At 63.6% G+C, this 16,508-nt stretch carries 12 protein-coding genes and 1 pseudogene; 1 reads left to right on the top strand and 12 read right to left on the bottom strand.

Translation table 11 applies throughout. From position 1 onward, the window contains the following. Positions 1–4 precede the first annotated feature (4 nt). Both C7402_RS23700 and C7402_RS23695 read right to left on the bottom strand, forming a co-directional pair. Complete coding sequence (locus C7402_RS23700) at positions 5–1,159, bottom strand: DUF6136 family protein (RefSeq protein ID WP_116612360.1); 1,155 nt, start codon at positions 1,157–1,159, stop codon at positions 5–7. Between the two features lie 241 nt (positions 1,160–1,400). Then, entirely contained in the window at positions 1,401–2,891 is a 1,491-nt protein-coding gene (locus tag C7402_RS23695) for a leucyl aminopeptidase (RefSeq protein WP_116612404.1), read from the bottom strand. A 469-nt stretch (positions 2,892–3,360) separates the two neighbouring features. Between C7402_RS23695 and C7402_RS23690 the strand changes: the two genes are divergently transcribed. Beyond that, a complete protein-coding gene (locus tag C7402_RS23690; protein WP_116612359.1) occupies positions 3,361–3,912 on the top strand; it encodes a sigma-70 family RNA polymerase sigma factor in 552 nt (183 codons plus the stop codon). Between the two features lie 84 nt (positions 3,913–3,996). Here the strand turns inward: C7402_RS23690 and C7402_RS23685 are convergent. The 10 genes and pseudogenes from C7402_RS23685 to C7402_RS23640 form a co-directional block, all read right to left on the bottom strand. Continuing rightward, positions 3,997–5,154, bottom strand: a pseudogene (locus C7402_RS23685) (cysteine desulfurase family protein); the annotation flags it as partial. 64 nt (positions 5,155–5,218) lie between these two features. Continuing rightward, on the bottom strand, positions 5,219–5,575 hold the full coding sequence (locus C7402_RS23680; protein ID WP_244314915.1) for a Fis family transcriptional regulator: 357 nt from the start codon (positions 5,573–5,575) through the stop codon (positions 5,219–5,221). Positions 5,576–5,678: 103 nt separating this feature from the next. Further along, a complete protein-coding gene (gene tldD / locus C7402_RS23675; RefSeq protein WP_116612357.1) occupies positions 5,679–7,163 on the bottom strand; it encodes a metalloprotease TldD in 1,485 nt (494 codons plus the stop codon). A 49-nt stretch (positions 7,164–7,212) separates the two neighbouring features. Further along, the gene (locus tag C7402_RS23670) at positions 7,213–8,586 is read right to left on the bottom strand and encodes a TldD/PmbA family protein (RefSeq protein ID WP_244314914.1); all 1,374 of its coding nucleotides are present in this window, start codon (positions 8,584–8,586) and stop codon (positions 7,213–7,215) included. 208 nt (positions 8,587–8,794) lie between these two features. Beyond that, a complete protein-coding gene (gene trxA, locus C7402_RS23665) occupies positions 8,795–10,015 on the bottom strand; it encodes a thioredoxin (protein WP_116612355.1) in 1,221 nt (406 codons plus the stop codon). Positions 10,016–10,088: 73 nt separating this feature from the next. Next, positions 10,089–11,891 (bottom strand): ABC transporter ATP-binding protein/permease, encoded by a 1,803-nt coding sequence (locus C7402_RS23660; RefSeq protein WP_116612354.1) that lies wholly within the window; start codon positions 11,889–11,891, stop codon positions 10,089–10,091. After that, positions 11,888–12,310 (bottom strand): ExbD/TolR family protein, encoded by a 423-nt coding sequence (locus C7402_RS23655; protein ID WP_116612353.1) that lies wholly within the window; start codon positions 12,308–12,310, stop codon positions 11,888–11,890. The genes C7402_RS23660 and C7402_RS23655 overlap by 4 nt, the downstream gene beginning before the upstream one ends. Positions 12,311–12,321: 11 nt before the next feature. Continuing rightward, on the bottom strand, positions 12,322–13,062 hold the full coding sequence (locus tag C7402_RS23650) for a MotA/TolQ/ExbB proton channel family protein (protein ID WP_116612352.1): 741 nt from the start codon (positions 13,060–13,062) through the stop codon (positions 12,322–12,324). 23 nt (positions 13,063–13,085) lie between these two features. Beyond that, positions 13,086–13,883 carry an energy transducer TonB gene (locus C7402_RS23645; protein WP_116612351.1) on the bottom strand — a complete coding sequence of 266 codons (798 nt, stop codon included), beginning with the start codon at positions 13,881–13,883 and terminating at the stop codon, positions 13,086–13,088. Beyond that, positions 13,873–16,272 (bottom strand): TonB-dependent siderophore receptor, encoded by a 2,400-nt coding sequence (locus tag C7402_RS23640; RefSeq protein WP_116612350.1) that lies wholly within the window; start codon positions 16,270–16,272, stop codon positions 13,873–13,875. Before C7402_RS23640 ends, C7402_RS23645 begins: the two co-directional genes overlap by 11 nt. Between the last annotated feature and the right edge of the window lie 236 nt (positions 16,273–16,508).

Here is a 16,508-nt window from a genome sequence, read left to right as displayed (position 1 = left end):
TGAATCAAACAAAAATGTTCCAGACGACAACAACCCAGGTCGCGGCCAGCAGGACGCCGAGCAACATGGATTGCCGGGTCGCGTAACGCTGCGACAACGAGAGCAATGCCAGCAGCGGCGCACCCAGGCCCACGAGCGCGGCCGCCGACCACAACGACAGCACGCCGTGTGCCACGAGCCGCAGCGGCGTGGCGGCTGCGAACGGCAGCGCCAGCGCGGCCACGGTCAGCATGTCGGCGCGAACCCTGGCGGCGGTCGTGAGCGGCAGCGATTGCATGAAGTGGGAAGCACGCAGATGCGCCGCGCGCAAATCGCGAAAGGTGCTCGCTGCGATCAGTGCGATGGCGGCCTGCGAAATCAGCGTGAGCGGCACGGCGCGCGTGTCGAAGCCCCATATTCCCAGCAGGAAGCCGGTGGAGCCCGTGACCGAGCCCATTATCAGGTAGCGTCCGAGAGCGCTTGCGGCGCGATCCCACACGATGCCGACTTGCAGCCTGACCACGGGCGGCAGTCGAGGCAGCACGTTGGCGCGTACGAAACCCGTGACGCGATGTGAGCGCGCGCCGCGGTTGGCGGAGCGCGAAGTCGTGCGAGGCGGCGCATACGCAATCGCGAACGCGGCGAGCAACAATGGCATCGCCAGCAACACAGGTCGTATCGTGTCCTCGAACTCCATGCTGCCGACGAGAAGGACATTGGCAACGATCAGCGATATCGCGCTACGCAAATTGCGGGAGAGCACCGTCAATTGCCAGCCCAGCGTAATCAGCAGCAGACCGGCTACGAATAGATAGTTGGGCAGCTTCTGCGGCAGAAAGGCCAGCGCGACGGCGGCGGCAACCACGGGCAGCAGCAACGGCGTGCTCGCAATGAGCACGACGACGACGTCGACCACGCGGCGGCGGCTCGCGGAGGCAGGCAACGACTTGAGGAAGGCGGCGAACGGCCCCCCGGCGATGGCGGTACGCTGCGCGAACACCCACAGGACAGCGACGGCTTCGAGCATGTGCACCCACGCATAGCGCCATTCGACACCGTGCGAGGGGGCCAGCGCTTCGAGCACCGGGGCGCCCAGAATCTGCGTCTGCGCGAGCACCGGCATGGCAGGCAACAACAGCGAGATCGACAGCAACAGTGCCTGCCAATGCCTGCGCAGCATGCGAGACGTCGCAAGGGCGTACCACCGAAGTCGGCAAGACAGGATCATGTTCCAACTCACATTGACGGCGCAAACGGCCTTGGCCTTGGCCTCGCGCCGTGCGAACAGGGTTCGCACGCCACCCCCGCCCAGGCGAATCACGCCCAGCTTATCAGAAGCGAATCCTTGCGAAGATGTCTGCCGCGCGTGGGCGTTATTGAGCAAGCCGTTGCGGGTCGATATGCGCTATTCGCTTTCGCGCTCACTCGTCCACGCGATCGATCAGGAACTGCGTGAGCAACGCCACGGGCCGCCCGGTCGCACCTTTGTTCGCGCCGCCGCGCCAGGCCGTGCCCGCGATGTCGAGATGCGCCCACGGATAGGCGTGCGCGAAACGCGAGAGAAAGCAGGCCGCCGTGATGCTGCCGGCCGCCCGGCCGCCAATGTTCGCGAGATCGGCGAAATTCGATTTCAACTGCTCGCCATAGGCGTCGTCCACCGGCAGACGCCATACGGCGTCGGAGGCGGTTTCCGATGCGCGGAGCAACGCGTCGGCGAGCGCATCGTCATTGGCGAACAGGCCACTGCGGTGATGACCGAGCGCGATCACGCACGCGCCCGTGAGCGTGGCCACGTCGATCACCGCGGCGGGCTTGAAGCGCTCCGCGTAGGTGAGCGCGTCGCACAGGATGAGCCGCCCTTCAGCGTCGGTGTTGAGCACCTCGATCGTGAGCCCGTTCATGCTCGTGACGATATCGCCGGGCTTGTTCGCATCGCCGCCCGGCATGTTCTCGCACGCCGGTACGATGGCGACCACGTTCAGCCGCAGCCCCATCTCGGCAATGGCTCGCATCGTGCCGAGCACCGAGGCTGCGCCGCACATGTCGTATTTCATCTCGTCCATGGCTTCGCCAGGCTTGAGCGAGATGCCACCGGAGTCGAATGTGATGCCCTTGCCCACCAGCACGACCGGCGCGGTACGCGCGCCGCCGCCGCGATACTCCAGAACGATCAGTTGCGCCGGTTGCGCCGAAGCGCGCGCAACGCTCAGGAATGCCCCCATTTTCAAGGCCTCGATGCGTTGCGCGCCGAGCACCTCCACTTTCATCTCCCAGTCGCGGGCGATCTTCTTTGCCGCATTGCCGAGCCACGCGGGCGTGCACACGTTGCCGGGCAGGTTGCCCAGATCGCGCGCAAGATCGATGCCGTTCGCCAGCGCCACGGCGCGCCGGATCGCGCGTTTCGCGGCCTTCGACGCGTCGGCTTCGACGGCGAACACCACGGTATTCAACGCGCGCGGTGCACCCTTTTCCTCGCTTTTCATCTCGACGAAGCGATAGCTCTCGTCGCGCAGTTCGAGAATCGCCGCACGCACGCGGGCTGCGCCATCGAGGTCCGTCACGGGGGCGAGCGTGAGCGCGATACTCACCTTCGCGAGCCTGGTGGGGAGGATGGCGCGCCACGCGGCGCGCACCGCCTCCTTGTAACGCCGCTGATCGAGCGCCTCCGGTTTGCCGAGTCCGACCACGAGGACACGCGACGCGCCCATGCCTTGCACTTCGTGCAGCCAGAGCGTCGAGCCGACCTTGCCGTCGATATCGCCGGCCTTCCACAAACGATCGAGGCGCGCCGCGATCGCGCTGTCGATATCCGCCAACGCGGTGGACGGTTTCTGATTGTCGAACAGGCCGATCACGAGGCAATCGGCATCGGAGGGATAGCCGCCGGAAGGCGTGCAAAGCAAAAAATTCATGGGCTGTGCGTATTCGGAAGTGAATAAAAATACCGCGGCGCTCGATTCCGCGGCCTGCGCTGCGAGCAATCCGCAATCGTACGCGCGGTGATGCAAACGACTTTTGCAAAATAAATCGCCGTACAGCCCTGATGAAGCATGGTTTTGCGTGGCACACGCACTTGCCGGAATGCATTTGCGCTCAGTATCCCGACGCGGCGAAACTGCCGCCAAGCCGTTGCTCGCGGTGAGCGACGTAGCGGCACACGCTGAGTGGCCAGTGGGGAAACTACGGTGACGCAATTCGCGTTGGATTCAAACCACTTTGAGTTTGGCGGTTTTTGTAATGGCATACTCAAGCCTGGGCGCTGTGCAGATGTGTTGTCACGTCCAATGGGACAGCGGCGCGAATTTTGTGCGCTTCTTCATGTGCTGTTTTTCGTGCACGCTTTTCGTGCCCTCACGCCACTCGTCCAGGAATTAGTGTCACATGAATTACAGCTCTCCGGTCAGCCGGGCTTCGACGAGATATAGCGCGGACGACGAACGCGCCCGCTCGCGCGCGGCCTGGTTAGCCAGCGAGTTTCGCGCGAGCTATGCATGGCTGAAGTCGAAACTGCAACGGCGCGTGGGCTCGCCAGCCGATGCGGAAGATCTCGCGTCGTCGTCGTTCGCCGAACTTGCAGATGTGCAGGACCCGGCCACCGTTCGCGATTCGCGAGCGTTTCTCACGGTCATCGCGCAGCGTCTCACGTTCGAAATGTGGCGCCGACGCGACCTCGAACGCGCCTACCTCGAAACGCTCGCGTATCAGGAAGAAGCCGTCACGCCTTCGGCGGAAAGCATGGCCGAAGTGGCGCAGGCGTTATTGCTGGTGGACCAGGCTTTGAACGGCCTTTCGCCGAAAGCGAAAAGCGCTTTCGTCATGAGCCAGATCGACGGCCTCACGCACGCTGAAATTGCCGAACGGCTCAACGTGTCGGTGAGTATGGTGCGCAAATATATTGCGCAAGCTTTGACGCAATGCTATTTGGCCGTGTGAAGCGAAAGCGTGCAAAGGCGCAGCATGGGCTGCGCCTTCCTGTGAAACACCAATCATTGCGCGAAGCGTGGTGAGTCAGAGTGCGGCCATCGTGCTACGGCATCGATTCACGACATCGCGAATGCAGTTTGCCGCGAAAGCAATATCGTCTTCTGTCGTGAATCGCCCGAGGCTCAGGCGCACCGTACGGCTGGCCGCGTCCTCGTCGAGCCCGATGGCCGTGAGCACATGCGAAGGCGTGCCCGCCGCCGAATTGCAGGCCGAAGTCGACGAAATCGCCAGATCGCCCGTGAGCAGGAACGGAAAGAATCCCGGTAGATCGAAAGTCAGGCTCAGCGTGTGAGGAATGCGCCGCGCGCGCGCCGCATTGTGGCGCACACCGCCCAACACGAGCACCCGGTCGAGCAGTTGTCCGGCGAGTTGACCGATACGCGTGCGCTCCTGTTCCATTTCCCGCCGTGCAAGCTCGCACGCCGTGCCCATGCCCACGATCTGATGCGTGGCGAGCGTGCCCGAGCGCAAACCGCGCTCGTGACCGCCACCATGCATTTGCGGCGCAATGCGCTCGAACGCTTCGCGGCTCACGTAGAGCGCGCCCATCCCCTTCGGCCCGTACACCTTGTGTGCGGACATCGACAGCAGGTCGATGCCGAGCGCCCGAACGTCCACAGGCGTCTTGCCGAGCGCCTGCGCGGCATCGACGTGCAGCAACGCGCCGGCCGCGTGCACGACGCGTGAAATCGCGGCGATGTCCGTGAGCGTGCCCAGTTCGTTGTTCACGAGCATGAGCGAGACGAGACCCGTTTCCGGCGTCATGGCTGCCGCGACCGCATCGACGGTAATTTCGCCTTGTGCAGCAGGGGCAAGATACGTGAGCGTCATGCCGCGCTTTTCGAGGCTCGCCATCGTGTCCAGAATGGCCTTGTGCTCGATCCGGCTCGTGATGAGATGCGTTCGATTCGTGGCGCGCTCCGCGTAACCCTTGAGCGCCAGATTGTTCGACTCCGTGGCGCCCGAGGTCCAGACGATCTCCTCGGCGTGAGCGCCGATCAGCGCCGCGACCTGCTTGCGCGCCGCTTCGACAAGCGCTTTCGCGCGCATGCCTGCCGCGTGCGAGCTCGACGCCGGGTTGCCGAATTCGCCGTCCACACCGAGGCATTCGTACATCGCCGCCATCACGCGCGGGTCGGCCGGCGTCGTGGCCGCGTAATCGAAGTAGTGCAGTTTGCCCTTCTCGCTCATCGTTGTTTTCTCGTGTTTTGGAATGGGCGCGTGGCCATCGGCGTTTCGCACAAGCATGCGTTCGTCAACTCGCCGCGCCTTGTCGCTCCAGCCGTTGCGCGATCATGTCGATCACCCGTACGGGCGCGGTTTCGAGCTGCGCGTCGTGATGCGTCACCAGTGCCGCGAAGGTGCGAAACGCAGGCATGTCGAACACGTAGCTTCCTTCATGCCCCAACGCATAGGCGTCGCTCGCGATGCGCTCGTATTCGTCGAACGCCTGCGTGTGCTCGTTGCCGTAGCCGCGCTCGCGCAGCATGGCGGCGGCCATCGCCACGCGCAGCAGAATGCGCAGGGCCGTCAACGAGCCCGCCCCGACGCGCAGCGCTTCGAGCTGAAGGTGATACTCCAGCGAGAGCGCATCGCGAATGGGCTTGGGCAAAGGCAGCAGTTCCGTTTTGCCTGCCCTCGATCGCGCTCTCGACTGGTCCAGACGTTGCGCCCAGCCTTTCATCATTTGGCCACCGCCGGTATGCACGCGTTCATCACGCCGTGCCGCCCACCGTCATGTCGTCCACACGCACGGTGGGCTGCCCCACGCTGACCGGAACCGACTGGCCTGCCTTGCCGCACACGGCGCGTCCCGTGTCGAGTTCGAGGTTATTGCCGACCAGGCTGATCTTCTGGATCGTTTCGGGGCCGTTGCCGGTGATCGTGGCGCCCTTCACGGGCGCGGTGAGCTTGCCGTTTTCAATCAGGAACGCTTCGGATGCCTCGAACACGAACTGGCCGCTCGTGATGTCCACCTGGCCGCCCTCCAGCCCCGCAACGTAAATGCCGTTCTTCACCGAGGCGATGATCTCCTCGTGCTCGCGATCGCCGTTGAGCATGAACGTGTTGGTCATGCGCGGCATGGGCAGCACCGAATAATCCTCGCGGCGGCCATTGCCCGTGGGCTTCATGTTCATGAGACGCGCGTTGAGCGAGTCCTGCATATAGCCGCGCAGCACGCCGTCTTCGATCAGCACCGTGCGTTGCGTCGCGCAGCCTTCGTCATCGAAATTGAGCGAACCGCGGCGGCCTTCGAGCGTGCCGTCGTCGACGATGGTGACGTTACGCGCCGCCACGCGCTCGCCGATACGGCCCGCGAACACCGAAGTCTTGCGCCGGATGCCGTCGGCTTCGAGTCCGTGGCCCACGGCTTCGTGCAGCAGCACCCCGTTCCAGCCCGGGCCGACCACGACGGTCATCTTCCCCGCAGGGGCGGCCCGTGCGTCAAGTTTCGTCAGCGCGGCTTCGACGCGGCCGTGCACCAGCACGCGAAGGTCTTCGTCCGACCACGACGCCACACCGAAACGCCCGCCGATGCCGCCGCTGGCGCTTTCCATGCGCGCGCCGGATTTGACCCGGACGTTGACCGAGAGCCTCAACATGGGCCGCACATCGCCAAGACTGAGTCCGTCACAACGCGCGACCCACACCGTCTCCCATGACGCGCCAAGCGTGGCGTTGACCTCCACCACGCGCGGGTCCTTCGAGCGAGCCAGTTCGTCCACGCGCTTGAGCAGCGCGAGTTTTTGCGCGGCGTCGATCGAGCCAAGCGGTGCGAGCGGTGCATACAGCGAGCGTCCCGATTGCGAAGCGGGAACGTTGCCGCTGTCTTGCGCGGTTCGCGTGAGCGCCTCCTCTCCCGAGCGAATCTGGCGCGCGACAGCGCGCAACGCGTCCGCTCCGATTCTTTGCGAGCTTGCGAACGTCGCTTCCTCGCCCTTCAGCACGCGAATGCCGAAGCCCGAATCGCATAGCCAGGAGCCGCCGCGCACGGCGCCGCCTTCGAGCGACCACGATTCGGAAATCGTCTCCTTGAGGTAAATATCGGCAAAGTCGCCCGATTGGCCGAGCGCGCTGCTCAGCGCGGCAAGCAGATGCGTTTCGTCGATGCCGTGTTTTTCGAGCAGCCCCGCGTGCGCCGCGCGGCGCACCTCATCAAGCGGGGCGTGGCGCGCGGCGGCATTCAGAGTGTCATGCATAGTGTCGTACCGGTATGTTGCGGGGAAGACTTTTGGCACGCTGCGCGTGTCAGCTTCCGCCTATCCTCATTTCGTCGATCAACCACGAACCCGTGCGGAAACTCCCTCGCGTCAGGGCGTCCGCGCCCACGGCGCGCACGCCCGCGAACATCGCGTTCAGATTCGATGCCAGCGTGATGCCGGTTACGGGAAAGCGGATCTGGCCGTTCTCCACCCAGAATCCCCGTGCCGCTCGCGAAAAATCGCCCGTCAAGCGGTTCACGCCGCCGCCCACCATTTCCGTGACGAGCAAGCCGCGATCGAGCCTCGCCAGCATGGCTTCGATACCGTCCGCACCGCCGGTCTGCGCACTGCGCACTTCGAGGTTGTGCGGGCCCCAGCCGTTTCCGGTCGGCGTCATCGAAAGGCGGCGCGCCGCATAGAGGCCCAGAAAATAGCCACGCAACACACCGTCCTCGACAACCCGGCGGCGCGACACGGCAATGCCATCGGAGTCGAAGCAGCGGCTGGCCATGCCTCGCATTACGAACGGATCTTCGGATACCTGAATATGTTCGGAAAAAAGTAGGGTGTCGAGGCGGCCGGTCAGAAACGATCCGGTGCGGTAAAGCGCATCGCCCGACGCCGCGTTGACGAATTCCGCGAGCAGCGACATTGCCGCCGTCGGCTCGAACAACACAGGGCAGGTTTGCGTAGCGATCTGCTTGCCGTCGAGCAGCGAGAGTGCGCGCTTCGCGGCTTGCGCGCCGATCTCCATGGGGGAATCCAGATCGGCGTAGGCCCGCGCGCCATCGCTCCAGAAGCCCATTTGCTTCTCGTTCGCGCCGGCCGCAACCGGTGTGCAGGAGATGGAATGTAGCGACCAGGGTGCGCTGTGCGAGAAGCCACCGCTCGTCGCGAGCAGCGACATACCGGCCGACGTATTGACGCTCGCACCGTTAGACGTGACGATGGCCGGGCTTGCGGCAAAGGCGGCCTCTTCCGCGCGGCGGGAGTCGTCGAGCATGGCATCGAGCGATAGATCGAGCGGGTGATACAAATCCAGATCGATGAAATCTTTGGCAAGCAGGTCATTCGGCGCAAGACCCGAGGCCGGATCGACCTCGGTGACCGCCGCGATATCCATCGCGGCTGCCACGGCCCCGGCGAGGCCCGCTGCGGACAGATCGGACGAATTCGTCGCGCCACGCCGGCCGTTGCGATAGACCACGAGCGAGATAGCCGAAGCCAGTTGAAGGCTCCGTTCGGTCGGCATGCGGTTGCGCACCGTCGTCGTGCGCGACTCGACGTGCCCCACTTCCACGCGCGCGCCGTCAGCGCCCGCGCGTCGTGCAAGATCCAGCGCGCGATCGGCGGCCTCCTCCAGATCCGATCCCACTTCGCGCCACTGCGTACCGCCGTCCTGCATAGCATCACTCCGCATGTTGAATTGCCATACGACCCGAGGGTCGCTCAATGGGCTGCCGCAATTCCCACTCGCTTTGCCCGGCAGCCCATCAAAAACAGTCTATCAATCGCTCTGGAAATGTTTTTACGAAACAATTCGCTTTATCGCTTATTCCGGGAATCGCTTTTCAGTGGCGCCCCAATACGTAGAAATCGAATCCGCTGAGGCGATTCCCGGCGCCGCATTACGCGCGCGGCTTCGTCAATTCAATCAAACGATCGCCGAAGCTCGCCCCCATCTTGCCCAGCGAGTCGGTGCCTTCGTCATAGTGCGACCGGAAGCGGCCGATGAGTTCGGGATCGACCTCGGCAACGCGCTCCAGTGTCGTTTCGCCTTGCGATGGCGCTTCGCCGCGTTCCACCGCGCGTTTCGACGTTTCCTCGGCGAGTTGCAACATGCGCCGGTCGTCGTCGGACGTCCAGTTGCATGCGCGGCGCAGCAATTCCCACTGCGCGCCCGCGAGCGCGAACACGAAGTCGGTGATGATGGCGGAGTCGTTAAGCGGTTGGCTGACCGACTCCATGAGCCTCACGGCAAGCGCGCGCTTTGCGTCGAACGCGGCGGTATCGATCTGGTTTAGCCCCTGCTTGATGGCCGCCAGTTCCGAATCCAGCGGCCCTTCCCCTCGCGCGGCATCATGCTGTGCGGCGAGCCGGTCGCGTATCGAAAGCAGCGCCGGATCGCCGTTGATCAACGCCGTCAACGGCTCGCTGCGCAACAGATCGGCAAGCAGCATTGGCGGCAGGTGCGCGAGATTCGCGCCAACCGGAACGGCGTCCAGCCATTGCGCAACAAATTCGGCGCTGTTCAGATGCGTCTTGCGATAGCTCGATAGCGCTTCGACAAGGGCGATCAGGTTTGCCGGTACGCCAAGCGCTCTTGCGCAATCGTCCACGTCCGTGGCGTTGGCGACGAACTGAATGGCGCTGCCGATTTCGCCGTCCCACATCGCTTCCGACGGCGTGGCGCGCTTGCGATCCAGCCATGCGCGTAATGCGTCAAGGCGCTCCGCCTTCGTCTGGGCGTCGCCGCCAAATGCATTGAGCGCGATGGCGACGGCCGCCGGCATCTGCGTGGCGGTGCCGAGATGGCTGTCGATAAAACCGGCCAGTTGGGTGGCGGAACGATTGCCGACCACACGACCGAGTTCCTTGCCGCCCTGCATGAGAATCAGCGTGGGAATGCCTCGTACGCCGAATCGGTCGCGCACCGCGGCGTTTTCATCCACATCGACCTTGACGAATTCCACGCTGCCCTGGAACTGCTCGCTCAATCTGGACAACGTGGGCGAGAGCGCCTTGCACGGACCGCACCATTGCGCCCAGAAGTCGACCAGCACGGGCAACGGGTTGTTCGTCACGTCGGTATCGAATGTCTCTACCGTCACTGCTTTCAGATTGCTCATGGGATATCCTTATTTTTAATGATTAGTCATGCTATTTGTTATATAGACGCAACGTTATTTGCGATTCCTGCGATCAGCCCGGCTGCGTGCTTGCGTATGCGCCGCTACCGGCAAGCGGGCCAGCGGTCTCGTCAAGCGGGCGCTGCGGCGGCTCCTCCGTCGTGCGTGCGAGGAAATCCAGCGTCGTGTCGTGGAAGGCCAGCAATTCCTTGCGATGCGCCACGCTGATGATCGTGGCATGAGGCAGGCGCTCGATCAGCAGGCGGTAAAGCTCGTTTTCGCTCTGGCTGTCGAGCGCGGACGTGCATTCGTCGAGAAACACCGTGGAGGGTTTGGCGAGCAGCACCCGCGCAAACGCCACGCGCTGTTGTTCGCCGCCGGAAAGCCGCGTGCTCCAGCGATCCTCTTCGTGCAGCGAACCCGTGTATGCGGCCAATCCGCAGGCGCGCAACAGTTCCTCGCACTCGTTATCCGCGTACGCCGAAGCTTCGCGCGGGTAAGTGACCGCCGCCTTCAGCGAGCCTGGCGGCATATAGCTGCGCTGAGGCAAGAAAAACGTGCCCGCCGCGGGACGCGCGATCCTGCCTTCGCCATAGGGCCAGAGGCCCGCGAGCGCGCGCAGCAGCGTGCTTTTTCCGCAGCCCGAGCGGCCGCGAACGATGCATCGCTGGCCGGCTTCGAGCACGAAGTCGGGCACGCGCGAGAGCGTGTCGCCCGATGCGTCGCGCAGCACGAGTCCGCTCGCGGCAACCTGGCCGGTGCGGTTTTCCTCCACCGCGATTTCGCGCTTCGGTTCGCGCTCGCTCACGTAGAGGAATTCGCGCAAACGGTTCGCTTCCGCGCGCCACGACGTGAACCCCGGGTAAGCTTGTGGAAAGAACGACAGCGCGCCCGTCACGGCATGAAAGGCGCCGTTCGATTTCATCAGGCCGCCCAGCGTGAGACTGCCCGACATCAACTGAGGCAGAACCAGCAGAGTGGGAATGACGGAGCTGACCTGGCCGACGACATTGGTAAACAGCGAAAGCCGCGTATTCACCCAAAGCGTGGCGTAGAGGTTCGACACCACGAAGCGAAACGACGCCGTGAGGCGGCCGTGCTCGGCTGTCTGCCCCTGGAAGAATGCGATCTGCTCCGAGAACTCACGCACGCGCACCATCAGCACACGGAAATCGCCCTCCATGCGATGCTGCCTGGCCGTCAGCGTAATGAGCCTGCGGCCCAGAAAATGTGTCGCCGCGAAAATGCCGCCGGTATAAGCGAATGCCGCAAGCACCAGGTAGCCGTGCAACGCATAAGTCGAGCCGCCGAGATGCACCTGCAACGGCCCGCCAAGTTGCCATAGCACGATGCTGAACGACACCACGCTAACCGGCACCGAAAGAAACCCCAGGCCGAGCAGCAGCGTGTCGTTGACGAACAGCTTCACGTCCTCGGCAATACGCTGGTCGACGTTTTCCAGCGCGCGGTCGCGCTCGATCCGGTAGTAGTTGTTGCGCGCGAGCCATTTTTCAGCGAGCCATGTCGTGAGCCACCGGCGCCAGCGAATCTGCACGATCTCCTGGAGCACCACGCCCGTCATCTGTACGGCGGCACCCGCCATCGCCACCAGCAGAAAGCGCACGAGCAGTTCCGGCAGCACCTGAAAATGCGAAGCGCCGATTGCGTCGTAAAACGTGCCGGTCCAGTTGTTATTCCACAGCATCACATAGGTGCCGGCCCAGCTCGAACCGATCACGATGCACAACAGCAGCAGCGAGAGCATGCCTTCGCGCGTGCGCCAGTAAGGCAGCAGGAGCCGCCATACCGAAGGAAAGCGGCGTCTTGCTTCCGCGTCTTCCGCGCGGTCTTCTGGAAATGCGCGATTCACGGTCATTGGCGCGCCTCGGGCGGTTGCATCACGAAGTTGATCTTGTTGAGGCCGCCGCCCTGGAGGTCCGCGAGGATCGTCGCGACCTTGCCGTATTCCACGTGCTGATCCGCGTTGATGTTCACCGCAGGCGGTTCGCCCACGGCCGCTGCGGCGGCCACGCGCGCCTTGAGCGCGTCCTCGTCGACCGGCTCCTTGTTCCACAGCACCGTTTTATCGGCCATGATCGACAAATCGATGTCCTGCGTTTTCGACACGGCCGGTTGCGCCGCCGCCTGCGGAAGATCGACTTTCACCGCTTTGTTGATGACCGGCAGCGTGACGATGAAGATGATGAGCAGCACCAGCATGACGTCGATGAGCGGCGTCATGTTGATGTCGTTCATGACGCCTTCGTCGCCCGCGCCATCCGTAATCATTGACATGATGCGCTCCCTCAGGCAGCCAGGTTCGCGCTGGCGCGTTTATTCGCAACGGGCGCATCGGTGGATCGGCGCGCGTCGGCGCGGGCCTTCGCGCCCGTGACGAAATACACGTGCAGTTCGTGCGCAAAGCGGTTCAGACGATGGCTCACGCGCTTGTTGCCGCGATTCACGTAATTGAAGCCGAGCACCGCCGGGATGGCCACGAACAGCCCGATGGCCGTCATGATGAGCGACTCGCCCACCGGACCGGCAACGTGATCCAGGCTCGCCTGGCCCGAAATGCCGATCGCCATGAGGGCGTGATAAATGCCCCAGACCGTGCCGAACAAACCCACGAACGGCGCGGTGCTGCCGATCGAGCCGAGCACGGCGAGACCGTTCTGCAAGCGCGCGACTTCGTCGTCGAATGCATTGCGCAATCCGCGCGCCACCCAGTCGCTCGCGCTCAGGCTACCCTGCATGGAGGGCTCGTTGCCCGCATGCTGCTCGTTCGCTTCGCGCCCCGCGAGCACCAGCGTGCGATAGGGATTGTCGCCGCCCTCGCCGAGCGCCGCGACGCCCTCGTTGATCGACGAGGTGGACCAGAAGCGCGTTTGCGCGCGCTTGCCCAACGATTCGAGGCGTCGATTGGCGAATCCTTTAGTCAGGATGACGAACCATGAGGCGACCGACATACCGAGCAAAAAGACGAAGATGAAGCGGGTAACGAAGTCACCCTGTTGCCAGACGTTGGCGATGCCATACTGTTCCATGTGTTGCTCCGGTTGGTGCGAGTTCAGTCGTTCAGGTTGAATGCGACAGGTTGCGTGGCTTCGACCGACCGAGCGATGCCCGCGGTCTCGTACGGGTGACAGCGTCCGGCCCGAATCGCCGCGACGGCGGCCGCGTCGAGCAGCGGCGAACCGCTGCTCTGCGCCACGCGTGCAGACGTCACCGCGCCATCGGCGCCGATGCTCAGGTGCACGAGCACCGTGCCCTCCTGTTCCAGCCGCCGCGCTTTCGCGGGATAGTCGGGGCGCGGCATCTGGCATCCCAGCTGCTTCAACTCACCCGCGCTGATTTGCCTGGGGGCGTCGAGCAGGTTCGGCCCGGGCGCCGCTTGCGCGGGCGCGGCGGGCTGTGCCGGCGCCGCATTCGCGACGGGCGCGGGCGGCGGTGCCGCGGGTTTGGCCTCGGCGGCTTTCGGGGTCTCGGCGGGCGCCGCTTCCACTGTGCGCGGGCTCGGCGCGCGGGACGCCAGCACGTGTGTCTTTTCGATCTTCGGCCTGGCTACCGGCTTGGGCGGCTCGGCCTGCGGTTTGGGCGGTTCCGGCGGCGTCGGTGTTGGTCGAGCGGGCTGTGGTGTCGGTGCGGCTACCAGTTGCACCTGCACCGAGCCGCCCGCCGGGCGGCCCGCCTCGAGCTTGAGCGTTACCGCGCTCTGATGAACCGCCACATACAGGCCCAGCGCGTGCGCGAGCAGCACGCCTGCGGCACACGCCACCCGGCGTGTGCGCGCGTAGGGCGCCTGGTGCACGTTCTCACGCACGGCGAGACCGTCCCACGGCCGCGCGGGCAAGGAATCAGAAGTCATAGGTTCCGGTCAGCAGGATGGTTCTCTTCGGTCCCATCGGGATGAAAGAGGGTGTCGTGCTACTGTCGTAGAGCTTGCGGTTGAAGATATTCTTCACCGAGAGATTCAACCCGTAGCCCTTCTTCTGGTAGAACACGCCGATATCGGTTTGCAACTGGCTCGGCAGCCGGTAACTGTTGTCGGTGCCGACGTACTGGTCGCCGCTAAAGAAGAGTCCGAGGCCCACCCCCAACCCCTGAAGCGCGGGCGTCTGGAAGTTATAGGTGGCCCACAGGCTCGCGGTGTTCTTCGGCAGATTGACGACGGTGGTCACCGCCGAAGGCTGATGGAAATTGTTGTAGGTATAGGTCGCCATCAGGTTGACTCCGGGATACACCTGGCCCTGCATTTCAACCTCGAAGCCGCGGCTCACCGCGCCGCCTGCCGATAAAAAATAGCCCTGATGAACCGGATCGGAGATGTTGTAGTTGCTGTACGAGATGCGATAGGCCGCCGTCGTGATCGAGAGCTTGTCGTCAAGGAAATTGAATTTCGTGCCCACTTCGACCTGCTCGCTGATCTGCGGCGGCAACAGGCCGCCGCCGTATTGCGGCGAGGTTCCAGGCTGATAGGCCCGGTTATAGTTTGCGTAGGCCGCAATATCCGAGGTCAAGCGGTAGAGAATGCCTAAGCTCGGGCTATAGGCCGATTGCGTGGTTCCGGGATTGCCCGTTTCGATGAACGTATCGCGCCGCACCGAGGCAAGCAGATTCAGGTTCTCGTACGCCATCTGCTCCTGCACGTAGTACGAGTTCTGCTTGTAGCCCAGCCCGTATGAGGGAATATACGTGCCGTTGCTCAGATCGGGAAACGGCGTGGCGGGATTGAACACGTTGACCTGAAGCATCTGGCCGCCGCTGCTCGAGTCAGCCTGGTTGTAATGCGTGGACGAATAGTCCCAGCCCACAATGATCGTATTGCGCATCTTGCCAAAATTGACTTTGGCGCGCAGATAGTTCGAGAGACTCCACGAGTAGTAGTACTGCAAGGAATTGCTGGCCATGAAGAGCGACGTGCCGTCCGCCCCGATGGGGGTCACCGGCGCCCAGCCTTGCAGCACCTGGCGCGACTTGTTGTACGACTCCTTGCTCACGAACGTGACGTAATCGCCGAGTTTCTGTTCGAGGTTGAGAAAGACGTTGTCCGACTGCACCCCGAAATGGTCACCGGGATTGCCCAGCGGATGAGTGAAATACTGGCGGTAGATATCCCCACCCTCATAGCCCATCGTGAATTGCGGAAACGGCTGGCGTGCGTCCGTGCGCTCGTAGCCCACGGTGATATCGGTGCTGCGGTCTTTCCATTGGACGGTTGGCGCGATGTAGAGGTTGCGCTTGCCGTCGTAGCCCATCGAGCTTTCGCCGGAGCGATCGCCGGAAACGATGAAGCGATAGCGCAACCTCTCGTCGCTCGTGATCGCGCCAGTGGAGTCGAAGGCCAACTGCATGTCGCCATACGAGCCGTAACCCACCTGGACTTCATGAAACGGCTCGGCTTGCGGCGTTTTCTTCACCAGGTTGATGACACCGCCCGGAGGGCTGTTGCCGTTGACGATGGCGGAGGGCCCTTTGAGCACTTCCACGCTTGCCAGCGCGATGGTGGGCGTGAGGCTCGCGAACGATGCCTGCGCAGGCGCCCCGTCGGTCGTGATGCCGGTGCTGCCAAAGCCAGCCCCGGTGAAGCCCCGCACGGAGTACGTCGGTGTGCCGAACGGGCCCTGCTGCATGACCACGCCCGAGACGTTGCGCAGAATGTCGCTCAGGTCCTGCGCATTCTGGCTCTGGATCACAGCGGCGTTGACCACCGAAACGGACTTCGGCGTGTCCGCGAGGGGCACGTCCGAACGCGTGAGCGTGCTCGACGTTTCCGCCACGAAGCCGGTGCCGCCGGAGTCGCGCGTCGCGGCCACGCTGATGAGCGGCAGCGTGGTATCGACGGGGGCGGTAGATGCGGCGGCAGCGGACGCCGCAACCGGCGCGGCCGCAGCGGGCGCGGCGGACTTCGCTGCCACTTTCTGGATGGTCAGGCCGCCGCTCGAGGTGGCGACGAGATCGAGGCCGGTTCCCTTGAGCGCCTGCCGGATCGCGCCTTCGGCGGAGTAGCTGCCCTCAACGGGCGCCGATTTCAACGATTGCACAAGACCCGCGTCGTAGCTCAACCTCACGTTGGTAGCCTGCGCGATTTCGACCAGCGTGCGGTCCAGCGGACCGCTTGCGAGATGCCACGTTTGTTGCGCAGCCTGTTGCGCGAGGGCCGAAGCGGCCACGAAAACCTGCGAGACGGCAACGGCGATAGCAACCCCTGATACCTTGCTGACAATGCCCCGGCGTGTTTTGATCTTGAGCTTCACGTTAGAATCTTTCCCTTGTCGAATGTATTGTGGTTCTTCGTTGTTTCAATTAGTTGTGCTATCTGCCTGAGTGCCGGTAATCATCCTGTCGCAAAGCGTCTTCATACTTCGTGTGAACCTTGCCGCCGGCCCTTCTGCAAACGCGTCATCGATGAAACAAGTCTATCGTCCGGGCGCGGAATGTTTTTTTGAAACAATTCGCTTGCGCCGCCTGGCCTGGAATTTCATTCCGCGAT

It is taken from the genome of Paraburkholderia unamae (assembly GCF_003096875.1).
Taxonomy (GTDB): domain Bacteria; phylum Pseudomonadota; class Gammaproteobacteria; order Burkholderiales; family Burkholderiaceae; genus Paraburkholderia; species Paraburkholderia unamae.
This window is presented reverse-complemented; position numbering and strand designations above follow the sequence as displayed.

Coding starts and splice junctions, on each gene's coding strand:
- C7402_RS23700 (WP_116612360.1), bottom strand. CDS start 1,159: ATGCTGCGCAGGCATTGGCAGGCACTGTTGCTGTCGATCTCGCTGTTG.
- C7402_RS23695 (WP_116612404.1), bottom strand. CDS start 2,891: ATGAATTTTTTGCTTTGCACGCCTTCCGGCGGCTATCCCTCCGATGCC.
- C7402_RS23690 (WP_116612359.1), top strand. CDS start 3,361: ATGAATTACAGCTCTCCGGTCAGCCGGGCTTCGACGAGATATAGCGCG.
- tldD (WP_116612357.1), bottom strand. CDS start 7,163: ATGCATGACACTCTGAATGCCGCCGCGCGCCACGCCCCGCTTGATGAG.
- C7402_RS23670 (WP_244314914.1), bottom strand. CDS start 8,586: ATGCGGAGTGATGCTATGCAGGACGGCGGTACGCAGTGGCGCGAAGTG.
- trxA (WP_116612355.1), bottom strand. CDS start 10,015: ATGAGCAATCTGAAAGCAGTGACGGTAGAGACATTCGATACCGACGTG.
- C7402_RS23660 (WP_116612354.1), bottom strand. CDS start 11,891: ATGACCGTGAATCGCGCATTTCCAGAAGACCGCGCGGAAGACGCGGAA.
- C7402_RS23655 (WP_116612353.1), bottom strand. CDS start 12,310: ATGTCAATGATTACGGATGGCGCGGGCGACGAAGGCGTCATGAACGAC.
- C7402_RS23650 (WP_116612352.1), bottom strand. CDS start 13,062: ATGGAACAGTATGGCATCGCCAACGTCTGGCAACAGGGTGACTTCGTT.
- C7402_RS23645 (WP_116612351.1), bottom strand. CDS start 13,883: ATGACTTCTGATTCCTTGCCCGCGCGGCCGTGGGACGGTCTCGCCGTG.